Raw genomic sequence first — 19,032 nt, 5'->3', positions numbered from 1 at the left:
CTACTGCTTCTTCTGCTCGGGCTTGCGCGGTGGGCGCGGGGACGCAGGCGCCGGCGCGCCGCTCATCTTGTTGGCGGCCTCGCTGACGTCGAGCAGCGAGCGGCGAATGTCGTCGAGATAGGCTGCCGACTTTTTCTTCATGGTGCCGGCAAGCTCGTGCAGCCCCTGGATCTTCTCGAACAGCTCGTCCGCCTTGCCGTCGACGAAGCCCGGCACCGCGCCTTCGATCTTCCCGACCGCCTTGTCGAAGCCCGCAAAGGCGCTGTCCACCTTGGCCATGACGGAGTCGATCTCGCCGCCCTTGCTCCTGAGGTCGGCGGTGGTGGCCTCGAACGTGTGCAGGCCCTCCTTGATCCCTGGGGCGTTGTTCACGATGGTGCGGTCGACGCTGTGCAGGGTTTCGACGATGGTTTCGGCGTCGCTGAGATCGGCCGTCAGCACCGGGATGCCGTCCGCGTCCAGCGGCACCGGCGGTGCAGAGGGGACGCCGCCGATCAATGAGATCGCGGCAACGCCGGTGAGACCCTGGAACTCGATGCCCGCCACGGTGTCCTTGCGGATCGGCGCGGCATTGTCGAGCATGACGAGCGCCACGATCCTGCGGGGACTCTCCAGCTTGATCGACAGGATCTGGCCGGCGGGCACGCCGTCGAAATTGACCGGCCCACCGCGGCGCAGGCCGCTGGCGGAGCCGCCCTCGAACACCACGCGCAACTGGCTGCGGCTCTGGATGGTGCGCCATTTCTGCACGCCGAGCAGGCCGCCGAACGCCACGGCGATCGCCGCCAGCGTCGCCGTTCCGATCACAAGATTGCTCGCGCGTGCCATGTGGCTGAGTTTAGGGCCAAAGCGGGATGGTTGGAAGAAGGCCGCGATGGTACGTAGGGCGGGTTAGCGAAGCGTAACCCGCCGCTTTCGCCTCAGCAGTCGTGTAAATTGGGCGGATTACGCTGGCGCTAATCCGCCCTACGCACCTCAGTGTCCCGCCGCCCGCCTCGCCGCAGCATTGTTCAGCACGATCAGCGCGTCGACGGCGACACCGGTCCTGGTGTTGATCAGGAACGGGTTGATGTCGATCGAGGCGATGCGATCGCCCGCATCCGCAATCAAATTGGACAGCCCGACCAGCGCCTTCACCGCCGAGGCCTCGTGCAAGACCGGCCTGCCGCGATAGCCGCGCAGCTTGATGCCGGCCTTGGTGCGGCCGATCAGGAGCCGTGCTTCGCTTGCGTCCAGCGGCGCGCCGGCGAGCGCGACGTCCTTCATCAGCTCGATGTCGATGCCGCCGGTGCCGAACAGCACGACCGGGCCCATCTCGGCATCGAGCGAGGCGCCGACCACCAGCTCGAGCTCGGCCTTGACCTGCTGTGCGATCAGGATGCCGTCGAGCTTCGGCTTGCCCTTGAGTTTCGCGACCCGCGCTGTGATGTCGGCGAACGCCTTCTTCACCTCGGCCACGCTATTGAGGTTCAGCACCACGCCGCCGATATCGGACTTGTGCAGGATCTCGGCGCTGACGACCTTCGCCACGACCGGAAAACCGATCTGCTTGGCAATCTTCACCGCGTCCGCCGCGGTCTGTGCGATCGCCTCCTGCGAGATCGGGATGCCGTAGGCCTTGAGCAACCTCTTCGAGGCGACCTCGTCGAGCGCGGCGGCGGTTGCCGATGTCAGCGTCTTCTCCAGCACGGCGCGCGCGGCGGGCTTCGAGCTCGAGACGATGTCGGGCACCTCCTTGCGCAGCTTGGCGTAAGCGAGCAGCGACTTGATCGCGGTCACCGCGCGGTCCATGCCCTGCATGACCGCGAGATGTGGCAGCGACTTCCGCAAGTCCTTGGTGTGCTCGGTGAAGCCGATCGACATCGCGCTGATATAGATCACCGGCTTGCCCGCCCTGCTCGCCATCTCGTTGACGATGCGCAAGTTGCGCTCGCGCAGCTCGTGCGGCGCCTTCGGCAGCTCGGCATCGACGATGACGACGTCGATATCGGGGTCGTCGATCATCAGCTTGATCGACTTCATGTAGACGGAGGGATCGACCACCGCGGCGAAGCCGGCGTCGAGCGGATTGCCGACGATCGAGCCGGGGCCGAGCATCTTCGCGAGCTCCGCACTGACGTGCGGGCTCAGCGGCGCGAAGTTCAGGCCTGCGGCGTAGAAGGCGTCGATCAGCATGCCGCGCTTGCCGCCGGACAGCGTCACGGCGGCAAGCCGGTCGCCTTTGGGCAAGCCAGCGTGGACGAAGCACTCGGTGGTCTCGATCAGCTCGTCGAGGCCGCCGACCCGGATCACCCCTTCGCGCGTCGCGATCGCGTCGAACGTCTCGATCGAGCCGGCGAGCGCGCCGGTATGCGCCATCGCCGCGGCGCGGCCGCCTTCGGAGGCGCCGAGCTTGAGGGCGATCACGGGCTTGCTCGCCGCGCGTGCTGCCTTGCAGGCGTCGCGGAAGGCCTTGGTGTTGCGCACGCCTTCGAGGTAGACGACGATCACCTTGATGCTCGGATCCTCGGCGAAATAGCGCATCAGATCCGGCGTCTCGAGTCCGGCCTCGTTGCCTGTGGTCACCATGTAGCCGACGCCGACGCCGCGGTCTTCCAGCGCCTGGCGGATCGCCATGACGATGGCGCCGGATTGGCCGGCGATCGCGACTGCGCCTTGCTCCATGGTGACGATGCGATCGTCGATATTGGTGAAGAGCTTTTCGCCGGCGCTTAAATTGCCGAGGCAGTTCGGGCCGGTCACGGCGAGCCCCGTCTCGCGCACGGCCGCCTGCAATTCGGCAGCGAGCTTCTGGCTTTCGTCATCCTGCAGCTCGCTGAAGCCCGAGGTGACGATGGTGGCCGAACGCGCGCCGGCCGCGGCGGCGTCGCGGATCACCTGCACAGCAAAGCGCGCAGGCACCAGCACCAGGACATGATCGGGCTTCTCCGGAAGACTCGCAAAGTCCTTGTAGCAGGGAACGCCCCAGATGGCGTCGCGCTTGGCATTGACCGGATAGAGGCCGCCCTCGTAGCCGTACTTGATCAGATTGTTCCAGATGCGCTCGGCATAATTGCCGGGCTTGTCGGTCGCGCCCACCAGCACGATGTTGTGCGGGTGCAGCATGGCATGGATGCCCTTGATGATGTCGCTGGCATCGGGCGGCGGAGACCATGGGCGGGACGCGGACGCAGCAGACACATGGGCTTCCATGGCGTGACCTCACCTGTTGTTCTTATTGGTGTCGCGTCACTCTGTTATATGGCGAGTCCTTTGGCAACCGTGTGGCTGGTATGCCGTGTGGTGGAATGAAGTGCGCATCGGTGCGTGTCAGTCCGATCTATCCGTCGGCGCTAATCAATGTTGCATGCAGGGTGTAGCGCTCGGGGCCGGATGTGACGGCATCGAAGGGCCAGCAAGTCGCGAGAACAAGCTCGAAACCCTGTGCCATGGGATCGATGCCCGACGCATCGAAGCGAACCACGGCCGAGGAATCTGCGCGATAGCGAAAATGTCGACCGTCGCTGCGTGTGACATCGATGACGTCACCCATGGCAACATCTTTCAGGAAGCGAAAATGAGTGTCGCGATGGGCGGCATAGACGGCAATCCCGCGCTCGCCCGCTTCAGCCGTGTGCTGGACATGGCCCGGCCCGAAAGCAAGCGCCTGGCCGCTCGTGCCTTCCAGCACGATCGCGCTGGCACCGATCCGCTTGACTTCGATCCGCGCGACCGGCCAGGTGTCGGCCCATGACCAGGGCTTCACCGCCTGCCTTGTCGCAACGCTTCGGTCGAATGCCCGCTCCAGCAGCACCTGCGCCAGCCAGGCCTTGGCATGGATGTAGGCGCCGTCGCCGAACAGGATGAGGCCGATCAACGCCAGGATCAGCGGAGAGATGAGGCGGGGCATTTTATCCACGATCGTCATTGCGAGCGCAGCGAAGCAATCCAGAGTCTCTCCGCGGCGGCAGCCTGGATTGCTTCGCTGCGCTCGCAATGACCGTGAGAAAAAGGCGCGCGCGGCCGTTTGGAGGGGACGGGCAGCCGCGCGCGCTAACAGAGGAGTTCGGGGGGGCTCCTCTCTCAAACGGTGTCAGTGAGCAAGGGCTGACGCCGGTTGAACACGAACAGGACCAGGGCGAGCACGATCAGGATGAAACCCGCGATCATCTTCAGCTCGGCCGAGGTTGCGGTCTTGGGCAGACGGATCGCGTCGGGCGCGGCAGGCGTCGGCCGTCGCGCCGCCGGCTGATTGCGCGCATCGGCGTGACGTTCGCGCAGCTGTGTCGGCGTCAGATGCGGCCGCTCGCCGAACACTTTCTCGAACTCCCAGCCCGCGGGCAGGTTGATCGGCAGCTCGCTGAGCTTCAGCGGCGCGCCGTCGGGACGGCTTGGCGTCTTGTCGACCGCGACGAGGCTGGTCAGCCGCGTGACGATCTGATGGTCGAGCGCCAGCGCCAGGATCGCCTTGTCGGAGTCTTCAGGTGTCATCTCTCGCAGGGTGCGTGCCACCTCCGCATCGGCGATTTTGCGCCTGGCCCAGAGTTTCGACAGGCCCTTGCCTTCGGCGGCGTTTTGCAGCGGCAGCGTCACCGACCACGGACGGTCGCCGACGCGGCCCTTGATCTCGAGTGAGCCTGCGAGCTTGTCGAGCCTGGCCGCGAGCACCAGAGGCTCGTCGCGATAGACGTCGGGAATGATCGCCGGGGTGACGTCGGACTTCGCCTCGGAAAACTTTGCGGTGAGGCTGGTCACGGCCGGATTTTCCAGCCTGGCGAACAGGCCGCGCATGCGCTCCTCCACCTGCTCGACGGACCCGATGTGGGTGAAGGCGCCGCGGCCGAGCTCGGCGGCGCGGGTCATCAGATAGGTGTTGGGCGCAGATCCGATGCCGACCATGAAGACACGCGAGCGGCCGCGCATCGCCGTGATCGCATCGAACAATTGCTGCTCGTTGCCGATCGCGCCGTCGGTCAGGAACACGACCTGGCGGACCATGCCGGTGTCGCCGAGCTTGTCGGTCAGTGCCGCGCGCATCGCCGGCACCATCTCGGTGCCGCCGCGCGCCTGCAAGGCGCCGACGAAGGAGGTCGCCTCGCCGACATGCGCGGCATCGGCCGGGACGGAGGCCGGAAACAGCACGTCCATGGTGTCGTCGAAGCGGATCACGTTGAAGCGGTCATTCGGCTGCAGGCGGCCGAGGGCGTAGAGCAGGCTCGCCTTGGCCTGCACGATGGAGGTGCCGCCCATCGAGCCGGAATTGTCGATCACGAACACGACCTCGCGCGGCAGCGGCTTCTGCGCCGCCTGCTCGGCGCTCGGCGGGGTGACGAAGGCGAGCAAATAATCGGCATCGCCGACATGCTCGCGAAACAGGCCGACCGACGGCGCTTTCTCCGCAGCCGGCCTCCAGGTCAGCTCGAAGTCACGGTCGGCGGGCACGGCACCGTCGGCGAGCGTCACCACGCGCGTCGCATGGTCCGGGCTTGCCGTCTTGACGTTGTGATGGTGGCTCTTGACCTCGCCGAGCGCGAAGCCGGCCTGCAGGCGTACCGTGATGCTGGTCGGATTCACCGGCGCATTCTTGGCGGGATCCAGCACAGGGGGCGAGATGCGCTCACGATCCGGCACCGGGTCCGACGTCGCCGCGCCCCAGCCCGAGCCATCCTTGCGGAAGTCGACGCTCTGGACGATCGGCGCGGGATTGTAGCGCGGTCCGACCACGAGCGGCAGGCGCAACGAATATTCGTTGCCGACTTGATGCACCGGCTCCTGGTACTCGATCTGCACCAGCACGGTTTCGCCGGGGCCGATATTGGCGACCGAGTTGGTGAAGATGTTCGGCCGTTCCTGTTCGGTGAGCGCGGCCTTCTGGCCGGCGCGGCGCGCCTCCTCGTAAATCACGCGCGCCTGCTGCCGTTCCTTGATGTCGCCGACGATGACGCGGTCGCCGACCACCATCTTCAGCGTGTCGACCGCGCCGCCGGGCGCGAGCGGATAGACATAGGTGGCCTCGACCCAATCCTTGCTCGGGTTGCGGAATGCTTGCGTGACGCGGGCGCGCAAGGTCGGACCCGACACCGTGATGTCGACATCGGTCCCGAGGCGGATCGCCTCTAGGGTGGCGCCGTCCTGCTTCAGCAGCAGGCTGCCCGAGCGTGCTTCGCCAGGCTGGAGCAGGCCTGCCTGTTCAGTCGTTGCCGACCAGCTCGCGCCAAAACTCACCAGCAGGGCCAGGAAGGCGACCAGCATCACTGCGATGCCTTGCGCGAGAAGGAACAGTCCGACCTTGATGAGGCGGCTCAACAGGGGGTGTTCGTCGCTGTCGGCCGTGTCGTAGGCGTCCATTTGGGTTGCTCCCGCAGCATGTTTGCTAGCCTTCAGCATCCGCCGGCGGGGCGGCATGTCGCGAGCAGAATGATCGGCAATGTTCCGCCGCGGCCGGCCCAGGCTCGTTTCGAGCAGGGCGGCCATGTACGGTTTTGTGCTGGTTTGTCCGCCCTGCTAGAGTGACCGGCCTGGAGCGGGGCTGACGATGCAGACGCAGGACAAACTCACCGACAAGCAGCTTTCGGACGAGCAGAGCCGCGAGATCGCCGAGACCATTCGCGAGGAGCTCGCCCGGCGCCGGATCTCCCGGCAGGCGCTGGCCGAGCAGGCCAAGCTGAGCCTGTCGACGCTGGAGAAGGTGCTCGGCGGCCGGCGGCCGTTCACGCTGGCGACCACAGTCCGGCTGGAGCAGGCGCTCGGCGTTTCATTGCGCAAGAATGTTGTTGTGGCGACGCCCCCGGCTGCAAACGACGTCGCGCCCGACAGCCTCGGCTCCTATGCCCATCGCGCGGTGACATGGCTCGAGGACGTCTACATCACCCTGCGGCCGTCGTTCGGCGACAAGGATGCGATCTTCGCCTATCGCACCGAGATCGCCTGGGAGCCGAAGGTCTCGTCGCTGGTGTTTCGCGAGGGCGATCGGACTGATGCCGCCTACGAACATACCGGAGAGGTCGCCGTCCCGCATCAGTCCGGCTTCATCTACCTCGTCATCATCAAGCATGGCCAGCACCGCGTGATCACGGTGTCGCGGCCGACGGTATCAGGCGAGATGTACGGCATCATCTCGACGCTGCGCGCCGGCCCCGGCTCGCAGCTCACGCCGATCGCCGCGCCGATCGTCTATGTGCCGCTCAGGAACATCGCGAAGCCGTCGCTGGGCCGAGTCGCGTCCGGTGATGCCAACTATGAGCTGTACCGAAAGCACCTGCGCCGCACGGTGGAAGAGCCGTTCGCGCTCTTCCTGCCGGCATAACCGCTTCGATCAGGCGTTGGCGACCTTCTTGTCGATTTCGGACGCCGCCGAGAACGCCTTGCGCAGGGTCGGCTTGTGGATCTTGCCGGTGGCGTTGCGCGGCAACGCATCGACGAAGCGGATCTGGCGCGGGCATTTGAAGCGCGCCAGATTGGCCGCGCAATGGGCGAACAGCTCGGTTTCCGTCAGCTCGTGTCCCGGCTTGATCGCGACGATGGCAAGGCCAACCTCGCCCCATTGCGCATCAGGAATGCCGATCACGGCAGCTTCCGCGATGGCGTTGAGCTGGTGCAGCACGTTCTCGACCTCGGCCGGATAGACGTTCTCGCCGCCCGAGATGTACATGTCCTTCCAGCGATCGACGATGTAGTAGAAGCCTTCCTCGTCGACGCGGGTGGCGTCGCCCGTGTGCAGCCAGCCGTCGGTGAAGGAGGTCTTGTTCGCCTCCGGCCTGTTCCAGTAGCCCGGCGTGATGTTGGGGCCCTTGACCCAGAGTTCGCCGAGTTCGCCGACATCGGCATCGCTGCCGTCGGGGCGCACGATACGCACCTCGGTGTGCAGCACCGGCTTGCCGGCGGAGCCGGCCTTGCGCGCTGCATCCTCGCGGTCGAGCACCAGCACAGCCGGCGAAGTCTCGGTCATGCCGTAGCCCTGCTGCAGCGCGACGCCGCGCGCCTCCCACACTTTCAACAGCGGCACCGGCATCGGCGCGCCGCCGACACCGCCGACGACCAGCCGGCTGAGATCGGTGGTCGCGAAGGCGGGGTGCTGCGCCATGAACTGATAGATCGCAGGCACGCCGAAGAACACGTTGATGCCCTGCGCGGGATCGTTGATCAGGCCGAGCGCCGTGCCGGGATCGAAGGCGCGCATGATCATCACGGTGCCGCCGGCATGCAGCACGGGATTGGTGTAGCAGTTGAGTCCACCGGTGTGAAACAGCGGCAGCACGGTGAGCAGCACCGAGGTCGGCCCGATGCAGGCCGGGCCGCCGAGATTGACGCAATTCCAGAAGGTCATGCCATGCGTGATGGTCGCGCCCTTCGGATGCCCTGTCGTGCCCGACGTGTACATGATGGTCGAGACATCATCGAGCGTCACGTCCTCGGCGCGCGCCAGCGGCTTTGCGGCGGCGATGCCGGCTTCATAGCTGCCGCCCGGACCAAGCAGCAGGCTGGTCGCAACGTTGCAGAGCTTCGCCACGCTGAGCGCCGTCTCGGCCAGATCAGTATCGTGGATCATCACCTTCGGCGCGCAGTCGGCGGTGATGAACTGAAGCTCGGGTACCGTGAGGCGGGTGTTGAGCGGCACGAAGGTCGCCCCCAGCCGCCCGCAGGCGAACTGCACCTCCAGCGTATCGGTCGTGTTCAGCGCCAGCACCGCGACGCGGTCGCCGCGCGAGACGTTGAGCGTGTGGCGCAGCAACGAGGCGAGGCGTGAGACGCGGGCATCGAGCTGCGAATAGGTGAAGCGGCGCTCGCTCGCGAGGTCGACGACCGCGACCTTGTCAGGCGCGCGGCGGGCATGATGGGCGATCCAGTCGTAATAGCGAACGGCCAAAGATGTCTCCCTCGACGGCCTCGTGCCGCCCGCTTTCTTGCTGCTTGCGCACCATGCCCGGCCTGGCCCTGGGGCCAGCCGGAGTCTGTGCAGCAACGTTTTTTTGCGCCAGAGTTGGCCTGCAAGCGGTGAAAATCGTCTTGCGTTGAGTTGCTGGCTTGCTGCCTTGCTTGAAGCGTCCGCTCCAATCAGCCACTCCGCGCAAGTGACCGGCCAAGGTTCCAGCCATGGTGGCCGGGACGAATCCGTTCGAGGCAAGTCCCGCGATGAAGAGCCCGTTCTATACCGCCGAGCACGACGCCTTCCGCGACGTGATGCGGCGCTTCGTCGAGAAGGAGATCGCGCCCTTCGCCCATGAATGGGACGAAGCCGGCGAATTCCCGCGCGAGCTCTATCGCAAGGCGGCCGAAATCGGCCTGCTGGGACTTGGATTCCCGGAAGAATATGGCGGCATCGCCGCCGACCAGTTCATGAAGATCGTGGCGAGCCAGGAGCTTGCGCGCGCTGGCGCGGGCGGTGTCAGCGCGAGCCTGATGAGCCACACCATCGGCTCGCCGCCGATCGCGCGGGCCGCACGGGCCGAGATAAAGGCGCGCGTACTGCCGCAGGTGCTGTCCGGCGAGAAGATCTCCGCACTGGCGATCACCGAGCCGGGCGGCGGCTCCGACGTCGCGAACCTGCGCACCCGCGCGCGGCGCGACGGCGATCACTACGTCGTGAGCGGCGAGAAGACCTTCATCACGTCAGGGATGCGAGCCGGTTATCTGACCGTTGCGGTGCGCACCGGCGGCGAGGGCGCCGGCGGCGTCAGCCTGCTCCTGATCGAGGGCGACACGCCCGGCCTGTCCAGGACGAAGCTGAAGAAGATGGGCTGGTGGGCCTCCGATACCGCGACGCTGCATTTCGACGAATGCCGCGTGCCCGCCGAGAACCTGATCGGCGAGGAGGGCCAGGGCTTCAAGATCATCATGCAGAACTTCAACAGCGAGCGCATGGGCATGGCGGCGAGCTGCACCGCCTTCGCGCGGGTCTGCCTCGACGAGGCGATCGCCTATGCCAAGGAACGCAAAACCTTCGGCAAGCCGCTCGCGCAGCACCAGGTCATCCGCCACAAGATCGTCGACATGGCGCAGAAGGTGGCAGCCTCGCAAGCGATGCTGGAGATGCTGGCCTGGCGGCTCGAGCAGGGCGAGAGTCCGGTCGCCGAAATCTGCATGATGAAGAACCAGGCGACGCAGACCATGGCGTTCTGCGCATCCGAGGCCGTGCAGATCTTCGGCGGCGCCGGCTTCATGCGCGGCATCAAGGCCGAACGCATCTACCGGGAGGTCAAGGTCAACGCCATCGGCGGCGGCACCGAGGAGATCATGAAGGATCTGGCGTCCAGGCAGATGGGGTTGTGACTTTCTGTCATTCCGGGGCGCGCGTAGCGCGAGCCCGGAATCCATCAGGCCGCATGCACCGTGGAGAAATGGATTCCGGGCTCATCGCTGCGCGATGCCCCGGAATGACAAAGGGGAAAGAATGCTATTCACCGCCGACCACGACGACATCCGCCGCTCCCTACAAAAATTCATCGCCAACGAGATCAATCCTCACGTCGATGAGTGGGAAAAGGCCGACATCTTCCCGGCGCACGAGCTGTTCAAGAAGATGGGCAGCCTCGGCTTCCTTGGCCTGAACAAGCCGGTCGAGTTCGGCGGCTCCGGCCTCGACTATTCCTACGCGCTGATGATGGCCGAGGAGCTCGGCGCCATCACCTGCGGCGGCGTGCCGATGGCGATCGGGGTGCAGACCGACATGGCAACGCCGGCATTGGCGCGCTTCGGCTCCGACGAGGTGCGGCGCGAATTCCTCAGCCCCTCGATCTCCGGTGACTACGTCGCCTGCATCGGCGTCTCGGAGCCGGGCGCAGGCTCGGACGTCGCCTCGATCAAGACCCAGGCACGCTCCGACGGCGACGATTACGTCATCAATGGCGGCAAGATGTGGATCACCAACGGCACCCAGGCCGACTGGATCTGCCTGCTCGCCAACACCGGCGACGGTCCCGTTCACCGCAACAAATCGCTGATCTGCGTCCCCATGAAGAGCAAGGGCGTCACCGTTGCGCGAAAACTCGACAAGATGGGGATGCGCTCCTCCGACACCGCGCAGATCTTCTTCGACAATGTCCGTGTGCCCAAGCGCAACCGGATCGGCGAGGAGGGCAAGGGCTTTACCTACCAGATGATCCAGTTCCAGGAGGAGCGCTTGTGGGGCGCGGCCGCCTGTCTGAAGGCGCACGAATACATCATCGACCAGACCATCGCGTACACGCGCAATCGGAAAGCGTTCGGCAAGTCGATCCTCGACAACCAGGTGGTGCATTTCAAGCTCGCGGAGATGCAGACCGAGGTCGAGCTCTTGCGCGCGCTGATCTATCGTGCTGGCGAGCAGCTGGTCGCCGGCGAGGATGTGACGCGGCTCGCGACCATGGCCAAGCTGAAGGCCGGCCGGCTAGGGCGCGAGCTCACCGACGCCTGCTTGCAATATTGGGGCGGAATGGGCTTTACCAACGAGACGCCGGTCAGCCGCGCCTATCGCGACAGCCGCCTGACCTCGATCGGCGGCGGCGCCGACGAGGTCATGCTGATGGTCCTGTGCAAGATGATGGGTACGCTGCCTGGCAGCAAAGGAAATTCCTGATGATTACGCTGTATCATTGCGACGCCGCGCGCTCGTTCCGTCCGCTCTGGATGCTGGAGGAGATGGGGCTGCCGTATGAATTGAAGATGCTGCCGTTCCCGCCGCGCGTCTTCGCCAAGGATTATCTCGGCATCAATCCGCTCGGCACGATTCCTTTCCTGATCGACGGCGAGACCAGGATGACGGAATCCTCCGGCATCTGCCATTACCTCGGCACCAAATACGGCCCGACGCCGTTGATGGTCGGCCTGGAAGATCCCGCCTATGGCACGTTCCTGAACTGGATGTATTTCAGCGACGCCACGTTAACCTTCCCGCAGACGCTGGTGCTGAGATACACCCAGCTCGAGCCGGAGGAGCGCCGCAACCCGCAGGTCGCCACCGATTACGCGAAATGGTTCTTGGGGAGACTGCGCGCCGTTGAGGCAGCGACGGCGAGTGCCGAAACATTGTGCGCGGGCCGCTTCACCGCTGCGGACATTGTCATCGGTTACGCGCTTCGGCTCGCGAGCAATATCGGGCTTGCCAAGGATTTCGGGCCAAACGTCGCAGCCTATTGGGCCCGCTTGCAGCAGCGCGACGGCTACAAGCGCGCCGTTGCTGCGGAGCAAAAGGCCGGGGAAGAGCAGAATATCGCGCCTCGCGCGAGGGCGTAAGGGCCTGTGGCCGTCATTCCGGGGCGATGCGCAGCATCGACCCGGAATCTCGAGGTTCCGGGTTCGCGCTTTGCGCGCCCCGGAACGACAGCGCATGTTTTCATGACAGCGCTATCCTACCGTGACAGCGCCCAAATTTCCGCTAAGGTGACCTCCGTCCGCAGCGGCCAGAGAGCCGCGCGAGGAGGAACCCAATGGAATATAACGGTCGCGAATCCGACCATCTGATGCTGATCACGCCGGAGCGCGTGTTTTATGCGGGCCTGCTCGGCCGTCCGCGCAAGCGGACCCCCGGTTGCTGCCACGTCTATGTCGCGGTGAAGGGCAATCTGCACCTCACCATCGACGACGTCCTCGCCACCGGCGAGCTGTTCGTCACCCTGCCGAACCAGCGGCATTCCATCGCCAGCGACTATCGTACCGTGATCAGCGTGACGCTGGAGCCGGAGAGCATGCCGGATGGCGTGATCGAAGCCTTGGCCGTGCGCCTGACCGGGCCCGATCGGGCCGCCTATGCCCGCAAGATCCTCGCCGCCTATGCGCTGCTGCGCCAGCGCCGTTATGGCGACATCACCACCGCCGAGTTCGACGAGATGTGCTTCGGCGAGGCGCTGCCGCGCCGTGTGCTCGACCCGCGCATCTCGCGCGCCGTGGCCCGCATCGAGCGCTTCTCCGGCGAGCCGGTGACGGCGGACACCTGCGCCGCGGAAGCTGGCCTCTCCGCCTCGCGCTTCCTGCATCTGTTCAAGGAGGAGACCGGCATCTCGTTCCGCTCCTTCCGCGCCTGGAAGCGCGCGCGGCATCTGCTGCACTTCGCCAACCAGGATCTCAACCTCGCCCATCTCGCGCAGGACATCGGCTATCCCGATTCCACGCATTTCAGCCACTCGATCCGCCGCTTCTACGGATTGAAGCCGCGCGCGATCTTCGTCGGCTCACGGGATCTTGCGATCTATCGCAGCACCGAGACGGTGCGGATGGCGGAGGCATCGTAGCTTCGTAGGGTGGGTTAGCCGAAGGCGTAACCCACCAATTCTGTCTCTGCGAAGATCAAAGAGGTGGGTTACGCCTTCGGCTAACCCACCCTACGGATCTCCTTTCCCAGCTTCTCCGCGCAAGAAGCCGCATGTCGCGCGGCACATGATCGCCAGCGTTGAATTCTCAACGTGCGAGACATTGAACGCATGAGCGACAAGGCCGTCATCACCTGCGCGCTGAACGGCGTGCTCACCGACCCCAAGCAGCACAACGTGCCCGTGACGCCCGAGCAGATGGCGCGCGAGGCCAAGGCTGCGTTCGAGGCCGGCGCGTCCATCATGCACATCCATCTGCGCCAGCAGGCGCCGGGCAAGGGACATCTGCCGTCCTGGGAGGTCGCGGTCAGCAAGGAGATCCAGCAGGCGATCCGCGAAGCCTGCCCGGGCGTGATCATCAACCACACCTCGGGCGTGTCGGGGCCGAACTACGCCGGCGCGCTCGACTGCATTCGCGAGACCAGGCCGGAGATCGCCGCCTGCAACGCCGGCTCGCTGAATTATTTGAAGGTGAAGGCCGACAACAGCTGGGCCTGGCCGCCGATGATGTTCGACAATTCGGTCGAGAAGGTGAAGGACTATCTCGACGTCATGAACGCGGTCGGCACCATCCCCGAGTTCGAATGCTTCGACGTCGGCATCGTGCGTTGCGTCGGCATGTACACCCAAGTCGGCATGTACAAGGGCCCGCTTGAATATAACTTTGTGATGGGCGTCGCCTCCGGCATGCCGGCCGACCCTGAATTGCTGCCGATCCTGATCAAGCTGAAGCGTCCCGAGGCGCATTGGCAGGTCACCGCCATCGGCCGCGAGGAGATCTGGCCGCTGCACCAGCGCTGCGCCGAGCTCGGCGGTCACTTGCGCACCGGGCTCGAGGACACGTTCTACCTCGCCGACGGCAAGAAGGTGACGTCGAACGGTCAGCTCATCGAAGCCGTCGCCGCCTGCGCAAGGCGCGCCGGCCGCGAGATCGCGTCACCGGCCGAGGCGCGGAAGATCTTTGGGACGAACAGGTAGGTATCGCCTCACCCGTCATTGCGAGCGAAGCGAAGCAATCCAGAATCTCTCCGCGGATGCAGCCTGGATTGCTTCGTCGCTTCGCTCCTCGCAATGACGAGCAGGATCAAGTCATGTCCATTCTCGAAAACACCATTTCCCCCGGCAGCGCCAGCTACCACGCCAATCGCGACGGCATGCTCGGGCTGATCGACCGCATGCGCGCGCTGGAAGAGCGCACGCGCGCGGCCTCGGCCGCGGCGAAGGACCGCTTCCACAAGCGCGGCCAATTGCTGCCGCGCGAGCGCGTCGCGCTGGTGCTCGATCCCGGCGCGCCCTTCATCGAGCTGTCGACGCTCGCCGGCTACATGTTCGACGTGCCGGATGCGACTAAGAGCGTGCCGGGCGGCGGCGTCATCGCCGGCATAGGCTTCGTCTCGGGCATCCGCTGCATGGTCAGCGCCAGCGATTCCGGCATCGATGCCGGCGCGCTGCAGCCTTACGGCCTCGACAAGACGCTGCGGGTGCAGGAGCTCGCGCTGGAGAACAAGCTGCCTTATGTGCAACTGGTCGAAAGCGCCGGCGCCAATCTGCTGCGCTACCGCGTCGAGGATTTCGTTCGCGGCGGCAACATCTTTCGCAACCTGGCGCGGCTCTCCGCCGCGGGTCTGCCGGTCGTCACCGTGACGCACGGCTCCTCCACCGCGGGCGGCGCCTACCAAACCGGCCTCTCCGACTACATCGTGATGGTCCGCGGCCGCACCCGCGCCTTCCTGGCGGGACCCCCGCTGCTGAAGGCGGCGACCGGCGAGATCGCGACCGAGGAAGAGCTCGGCGGCGCCGAGATGCACACGCAAATCTCCGGCCTCGGCGATTATCTCGCCGAGGATGATCGCGACGCGCTTCGCATCGCGCGCGAGATCATGGCGGCGATGGAATGGGAGCGGCCGGGCAGGGCGGCTCCAGAGTTCAAGCCGCCGCGCTACGATCAGGACGAGCTGCTCGGCATCATGCCGATGGACCACAAGCGCCCGGTCGACATGAAGCAGGTCATCGCGCGCATCATCGACGATTCCGATTTCACCGAGATGGCGCCGAATTACGGCCCGGCCACGGTCTGCGGCCACGCCCGCATCGAGGGCCAGGCCATCGGCATCGTCACCAACAACGGTCCGCTCGATCCCGCCGGCGCCAACAAGGCGACGCACTTCATCCAGGCCTGCTGCCAGACCCGCACGCCGCTGCTCTATCTCAACAACACCACCGGCTACATGGTCGGCAAGGCCTATGAAGAGGCCGGCATGATCAAGCACGGCTCCAAGATGATCCAGGCGGTCACGTCGGCGACGGTGCCGCAGATCACCATCTATTGCGGCGCCTCGTTCGGTGCCGGCAATTACGGCATGTGCGGCCGCGGCTTCCATCCGCGCTTCTGCTTCTCCTGGCCCAACGCCAAGACCGCGGTGATGGGCGGCGAGCAGGCGGCCGAGACCATGGCGATCGTGACCGAGGCCGCCGCGGCGCGCCGCGGCAAGCCGATCGAGAAAGACAAACTGGACGCGATGAAGGCGCAGATCATCGGCGTGTTCGACGGGCAGATGGATGTGTTCTCCACCAGCGCCCGCGTGCTCGATGACGGCGTGATCGATCCGCGCGACACCCGCGCCGTGCTGTCGGAGGTGCTCGCGATCTGCCGCGAGGGCGATGCGCGCACGCCCCAGCGCATGCAATTCTCGGTGGCGCGCCCATGAGGAACGGATCAGTGCAGCAGCGGCCGTTCTTCAAGATCCTGGTCGCCAACCGCGGCGAGATCGCGCTGCGCGTGATGCGCAGTGCACGGCAGCTCGGCCTTGGCGTCGTCGCGGTCTATTCCGATGCCGATCGCGATGCGCTCCATGTGCGCGAGGCCGATCAGGCCGTGCGCATCGGCGAAGCCCTGCCGGCGCAATCCTATCTCAACATTCCCGCGATCGTCGCCGCGGCCAAGGCCAGCGGTGCGGATGCCGTTCACCCCGGCTATGGCTTCCTCGCCGAGAACGAGGCGTTTGCGCGCGCCTGCAAGGAAGCCGGCCTCGTCTTCATCGGCCCGTCGCCGCAGGCGATCGAGGCGATGGGCAACAAGGCCGGCGCCAAGGAGATCATGAAGAAGGCCGGCGTGCCGATCGTGCCCGGCTACCAGGGCACTGAGCAGGGCGACGAGGTCATGCTCGCGGAAGCCAGAACGATCGGCTTTCCCGTGATGATCAAGGCGGTCGCCGGCGGCGGCGGGCGCGGCATGCGACTCGTCACCGATGCGGCGTCGTTCCCCGATGCGCTGCGCAGCGCGCGGTCGGAAGCGAAGGCCGCGTTCGGCGATGCCACGGTGATCCTTGAACGCGCCATCCAGAACCCTCGCCACATCGAGATCCAGGTGTTCGGCGACAGCCACGGCAACGCCATTCATCTCGGCGAGCGCGATTGCTCGGTGCAGCGGCGCCATCAGAAGCTGATCGAGGAGGCGCCCTCGCCCGCGGTCACGCCGGAGCTGCGCGCGAAGATGGGCGAGGTTGCGGTCGCTGCGGTCAAGGCGTTGCGCTATGAGGGCGCCGGCACGCTGGAATTCCTGCTCGATCAAGGCGGCGCGTTCTACTTCATGGAGATGAACACGCGCCTCCAGGTCGAGCATCCCGTGACCGAGGCCATCACCGGGCTCGATCTCGTCGAGCTGCAGTTGCGCGTTGCGCGCGGCGAACCCTTGCCGGTGAAGCAGCAGGACATCAAGTTCTCCGGCCATGCCATCGAGGTCCGGCTGTGCTCGGAAGATGCCGGGCATGATTTCATGCCGCAGTCCGGCCACATGGCGCGCTGGCACGTGCCAGAGGGCATCCGCGTCGAGCACGCGTTGCAATCGGGCTCGGAGATCCCGCCGTTCTACGATTCCATGATCGCCAAGGTGATCAGCCACGGCGCCACGCGCGAGGAGGCGAGGGGGCGGCTGATCGTCGGCCTCGAGCAGCTCACCGCGTTCGGCGTAACCACGAACCAGGCGTTCCTGTTGTCCTGCCTGCGTCATCCCGGCTTTGCCAAGGGCGAAGCGACGACGGCGTTCATCGGCACGCATCGCGATGAATTGCTGGCGCCGCGCGCGGACGCGGCATTCGAGACGGCGCTGGCGGGCCTGCTGCTCTACGTCACCAACCCGCGTGCACCGTCCTGGCAGGACGGGCGGAGCCTCGCCGCCACTTTTCCGCTGCCGGCGAAAATCGAGATTGCCGGCCAGACGCTGGAGCTCGACATCACGCGCGAACGCGACGGCAGCTACACGGTCATTACCGACGGCCGCCAGGAGAAGTTCGAAATTGATCAGCTCGATCCCGACGTCATCCGCTTCCGCCACGCTGGCGTGATGGACAGCGCCAAATTCCTGCGCGACGGCGATCTGCTGTACGTCCAGCACCGCGGCATCCCGCTCGCGGTCACCGATCTCACCCTCGCCGCGCCAAAAGCGGCCGCAAGCAATGGCGGCGACGGCAAGGTCCGCGCCGCCATGAACGGCCGCGTGGTCGCCGTGCTGGTCAAGCCCGGCGACCGCGTCACCGCCGGCCAGCCGGTGCTGACGCTGGAAGCGATGAAGATGGAGCACGTCCACAAGGCCGGAATCGACGGCGTGGTCAGCGCGATCGACGTCGCCGAAGGCGAGCAGGTGACGACGGGACGGATCGTCGCGGAGATCGGGGCTTAGTCGGTGCCGCGAGTTCCGCAATCGTAGCAATCGTAGGGTGGGCAAAGGCGCAAAGCGCGGTGCCCACCATTCGTTTCGATCGGCAAAGAGGTGGTGGGCACGCTTCGCTTTGCCCACCCTACGGCACCTCTCGAAAGCCAAATTACAAATGATTTCAAGAGAGTTATTGCGTCACAAGAGTTTGCGCACAATCTCTATTGAACATTGTTCATTTCGCGGCTACAAATAATGAACTTTGTTCAATCAACTTGGAGCCTCGCATGTTGCACGCCGATGACCCCGCCCAAGCGGCCACTGCCAGGCTGCCTTCAGTGTCCCGCCGTTTTGTATTGGGCGCGTTGCAAGCCCGCGAAAAATACCTGCTTGCTGCATTCATCATCCTGATCCTGGTTGCGCTCTTCGCGCCCGCATTGCCCGCCTCCGCCTGGCACATCCCGCATTTCGTCGACGACCGCACCTGGCTCGGCGTGCCCAACGCCGGCGATGTGCTGAGCAATCTCGCCTTCCTCGCGATGGGTGTGTGGGGCTCGGAACGACTGCGTGCCCGCAATGATGCGCCGGTGGGTGCCAGCTGGTTCTTCGTGGGCCTGATCCTCACGTGCCTGGGCTCAGGCTTCTATCATCTCGATCCCGACATGCCGCAGCGGCTCGTCGCCGATCGTCTGGGCATGGCGGTCGCGTTCGCAGGATTTCTCGGCATCGCCGCCAGCGAGCGGATCAGCACGCGCGCAGGCGAAGCGGTGCTGGTGCTGACGATGATCGCCGGCCTGTTAGCTGCCTGGGTCGCACGCGAGAATCTCACGTCATGGGTGATCGTGCAGTTCGGCGGCATGGCGCTCGCCGTGGGGCTCGCGTTGACGCGTCCCCGGCCCGGCGCGCTTGGCGTGCCGCTCGGCGGCGTGATCGTCTTCTATGTGCTCGCCAAGCTTCTCGAGCTGGGTGATGTGACCGTGTTCGAAGCGACCGGGCACATGGTCTCGGGCCACACGCTCAAGCATCTCGCTGCCGCGCTCGCGGCCTGGCCGGTGATCCGGGCGCTGGGACCTAGGCCGTGTACGCACTAAGCGGCTGGCCGCCGGCCCCATACTTTCG

General features: G+C 65.6%; 14 protein-coding genes. 9 read left to right on the top strand and 5 right to left on the bottom strand.

Features of this window, described 5'->3' with window-relative positions; genetic code table 11:
- From AB7M16_RS17550 to AB7M16_RS17535, 4 genes are all read right to left on the bottom strand, one after another.
- On the bottom strand, nucleotides 1-828 hold the full coding sequence (locus tag AB7M16_RS17550; protein WP_453944645.1) for an MlaD family protein: 828 nt from the start codon (nucleotides 826-828) through the stop codon (nucleotides 1-3).
- A 147-nt stretch (nucleotides 829-975) separates the two neighbouring features.
- Complete coding sequence (locus AB7M16_RS17545; RefSeq protein WP_453944644.1) at nucleotides 976-3,192, bottom strand: acetate--CoA ligase family protein; 2,217 nt, start codon at nucleotides 3,190-3,192, stop codon at nucleotides 976-978.
- 127 nt (nucleotides 3,193-3,319) lie between these two features.
- Complete coding sequence (locus tag AB7M16_RS17540) at nucleotides 3,320-3,889, bottom strand: class GN sortase (protein ID WP_172788915.1); 570 nt, start codon at nucleotides 3,887-3,889, stop codon at nucleotides 3,320-3,322.
- Nucleotides 3,890-4,062: 173 nt separating this feature from the next.
- Nucleotides 4,063-6,327 (bottom strand): marine proteobacterial sortase target protein, encoded by a 2,265-nt coding sequence (locus AB7M16_RS17535; protein ID WP_453944643.1) that lies wholly within the window; start codon nucleotides 6,325-6,327, stop codon nucleotides 4,063-4,065.
- Nucleotides 6,328-6,514: 187 nt separating this feature from the next.
- On the opposite strand from AB7M16_RS17535, the gene AB7M16_RS17530 reads away from it, so the two are divergent.
- Nucleotides 6,515-7,285, top strand: coding sequence for a helix-turn-helix transcriptional regulator (locus tag AB7M16_RS17530; RefSeq protein WP_453944642.1), 771 nt, complete (start codon nucleotides 6,515-6,517; stop codon nucleotides 7,283-7,285).
- Nucleotides 7,286-7,294: 9 nt separating this feature from the next.
- Here AB7M16_RS17530 and AB7M16_RS17525 read toward each other — a convergent pair whose 3' ends face one another.
- Nucleotides 7,295-8,845: an acyl-CoA synthetase gene (locus AB7M16_RS17525; RefSeq protein WP_212255896.1), complete on the bottom strand. Its 1,551-nt coding sequence runs from the start codon at nucleotides 8,843-8,845 to the stop codon at nucleotides 7,295-7,297.
- 266 nt (nucleotides 8,846-9,111) lie between these two features.
- Here AB7M16_RS17525 and AB7M16_RS17520 point away from each other — a divergent pair, with 266 nt between their 5' ends.
- The 8 genes from AB7M16_RS17520 to AB7M16_RS17485 all read left to right on the top strand — a co-directional run bounded on the left by AB7M16_RS17520 (nucleotide 9,112) and on the right by AB7M16_RS17485 (nucleotide 19,004).
- The gene (locus AB7M16_RS17520; RefSeq protein ID WP_453947217.1) at nucleotides 9,112-10,248 is read left to right on the top strand and encodes an acyl-CoA dehydrogenase family protein; all 1,137 of its coding nucleotides are present in this window, start codon (nucleotides 9,112-9,114) and stop codon (nucleotides 10,246-10,248) included.
- A gap of 121 nt (nucleotides 10,249-10,369) precedes the next feature.
- Nucleotides 10,370-11,533 (top strand): acyl-CoA dehydrogenase family protein, encoded by a 1,164-nt coding sequence (locus AB7M16_RS17515; RefSeq protein ID WP_453944641.1) that lies wholly within the window; start codon nucleotides 10,370-10,372, stop codon nucleotides 11,531-11,533.
- A complete protein-coding gene (locus AB7M16_RS17510) occupies nucleotides 11,533-12,189 on the top strand; it encodes a glutathione S-transferase family protein (RefSeq protein ID WP_453944640.1) in 657 nt (218 codons plus the stop codon). The genes AB7M16_RS17515 and AB7M16_RS17510 overlap by 1 nt, the downstream gene beginning before the upstream one ends.
- A 194-nt stretch (nucleotides 12,190-12,383) precedes the next feature.
- On the top strand, nucleotides 12,384-13,184 hold the full coding sequence (locus tag AB7M16_RS17505) for a helix-turn-helix domain-containing protein (protein ID WP_212255903.1): 801 nt from the start codon (nucleotides 12,384-12,386) through the stop codon (nucleotides 13,182-13,184).
- 189 nt (nucleotides 13,185-13,373) lie between these two features.
- Nucleotides 13,374-14,240 (top strand): 3-keto-5-aminohexanoate cleavage protein, encoded by an 867-nt coding sequence (locus tag AB7M16_RS17500; RefSeq protein ID WP_453944639.1) that lies wholly within the window; start codon nucleotides 13,374-13,376, stop codon nucleotides 14,238-14,240.
- Between the two features lie 113 nt (nucleotides 14,241-14,353).
- Entirely contained in the window at nucleotides 14,354-15,970 is a 1,617-nt protein-coding gene (locus tag AB7M16_RS17495) for an acyl-CoA carboxylase subunit beta (protein ID WP_453944638.1), read from the top strand.
- Entirely contained in the window at nucleotides 15,967-17,940 is a 1,974-nt protein-coding gene (locus AB7M16_RS17490; protein WP_453944637.1) for an acetyl-CoA carboxylase biotin carboxylase subunit, read from the top strand. The genes AB7M16_RS17495 and AB7M16_RS17490 overlap by 4 nt, the downstream gene beginning before the upstream one ends.
- Nucleotides 17,941-18,200: 260 nt before the next feature.
- Entirely contained in the window at nucleotides 18,201-19,004 is an 804-nt protein-coding gene (locus tag AB7M16_RS17485; protein WP_453944636.1) for a hypothetical protein, read from the top strand.
- Nucleotides 19,005-19,032: the final 28 nt, after the last annotated feature.

This window comes from Bradyrhizobium sp. USDA 372 (assembly GCF_053629095.1).
The sequence above is the reverse complement of the archived record's forward strand: the minus strand, read 5'-3'. Positions and strand labels throughout refer to the sequence as shown.

Coding starts and splice junctions, on each gene's coding strand:
- AB7M16_RS17490 (WP_453944637.1), top strand. CDS start 15,967: ATGAGGAACGGATCAGTGCAGCAGCGGCCGTTCTTCAAGATCCTGGTC.
- AB7M16_RS17495 (WP_453944638.1), top strand. CDS start 14,354: ATGTCCATTCTCGAAAACACCATTTCCCCCGGCAGCGCCAGCTACCAC.
- AB7M16_RS17540 (WP_172788915.1), bottom strand. CDS start 3,889: ATGCCCCGCCTCATCTCTCCGCTGATCCTGGCGTTGATCGGCCTCATC.
- AB7M16_RS17535 (WP_453944643.1), bottom strand. CDS start 6,327: ATGGACGCCTACGACACGGCCGACAGCGACGAACACCCCCTGTTGAGC.
- AB7M16_RS17485 (WP_453944636.1), top strand. CDS start 18,201: ATGTTGCACGCCGATGACCCCGCCCAAGCGGCCACTGCCAGGCTGCCT.
- AB7M16_RS17510 (WP_453944640.1), top strand. CDS start 11,533: ATGATTACGCTGTATCATTGCGACGCCGCGCGCTCGTTCCGTCCGCTC.
- AB7M16_RS17550 (WP_453944645.1), bottom strand. CDS start 828: ATGGCACGCGCGAGCAATCTTGTGATCGGAACGGCGACGCTGGCGGCG.
- AB7M16_RS17500 (WP_453944639.1), top strand. CDS start 13,374: ATGAGCGACAAGGCCGTCATCACCTGCGCGCTGAACGGCGTGCTCACC.
- AB7M16_RS17520 (WP_453947217.1), top strand. CDS start 9,112: ATGAAGAGCCCGTTCTATACCGCCGAGCACGACGCCTTCCGCGACGTG.
- AB7M16_RS17545 (WP_453944644.1), bottom strand. CDS start 3,192: ATGGAAGCCCATGTGTCTGCTGCGTCCGCGTCCCGCCCATGGTCTCCG.
- AB7M16_RS17530 (WP_453944642.1), top strand. CDS start 6,515: ATGCAGACGCAGGACAAACTCACCGACAAGCAGCTTTCGGACGAGCAG.
- AB7M16_RS17505 (WP_212255903.1), top strand. CDS start 12,384: ATGGAATATAACGGTCGCGAATCCGACCATCTGATGCTGATCACGCCG.
- AB7M16_RS17515 (WP_453944641.1), top strand. CDS start 10,370: ATGCTATTCACCGCCGACCACGACGACATCCGCCGCTCCCTACAAAAA.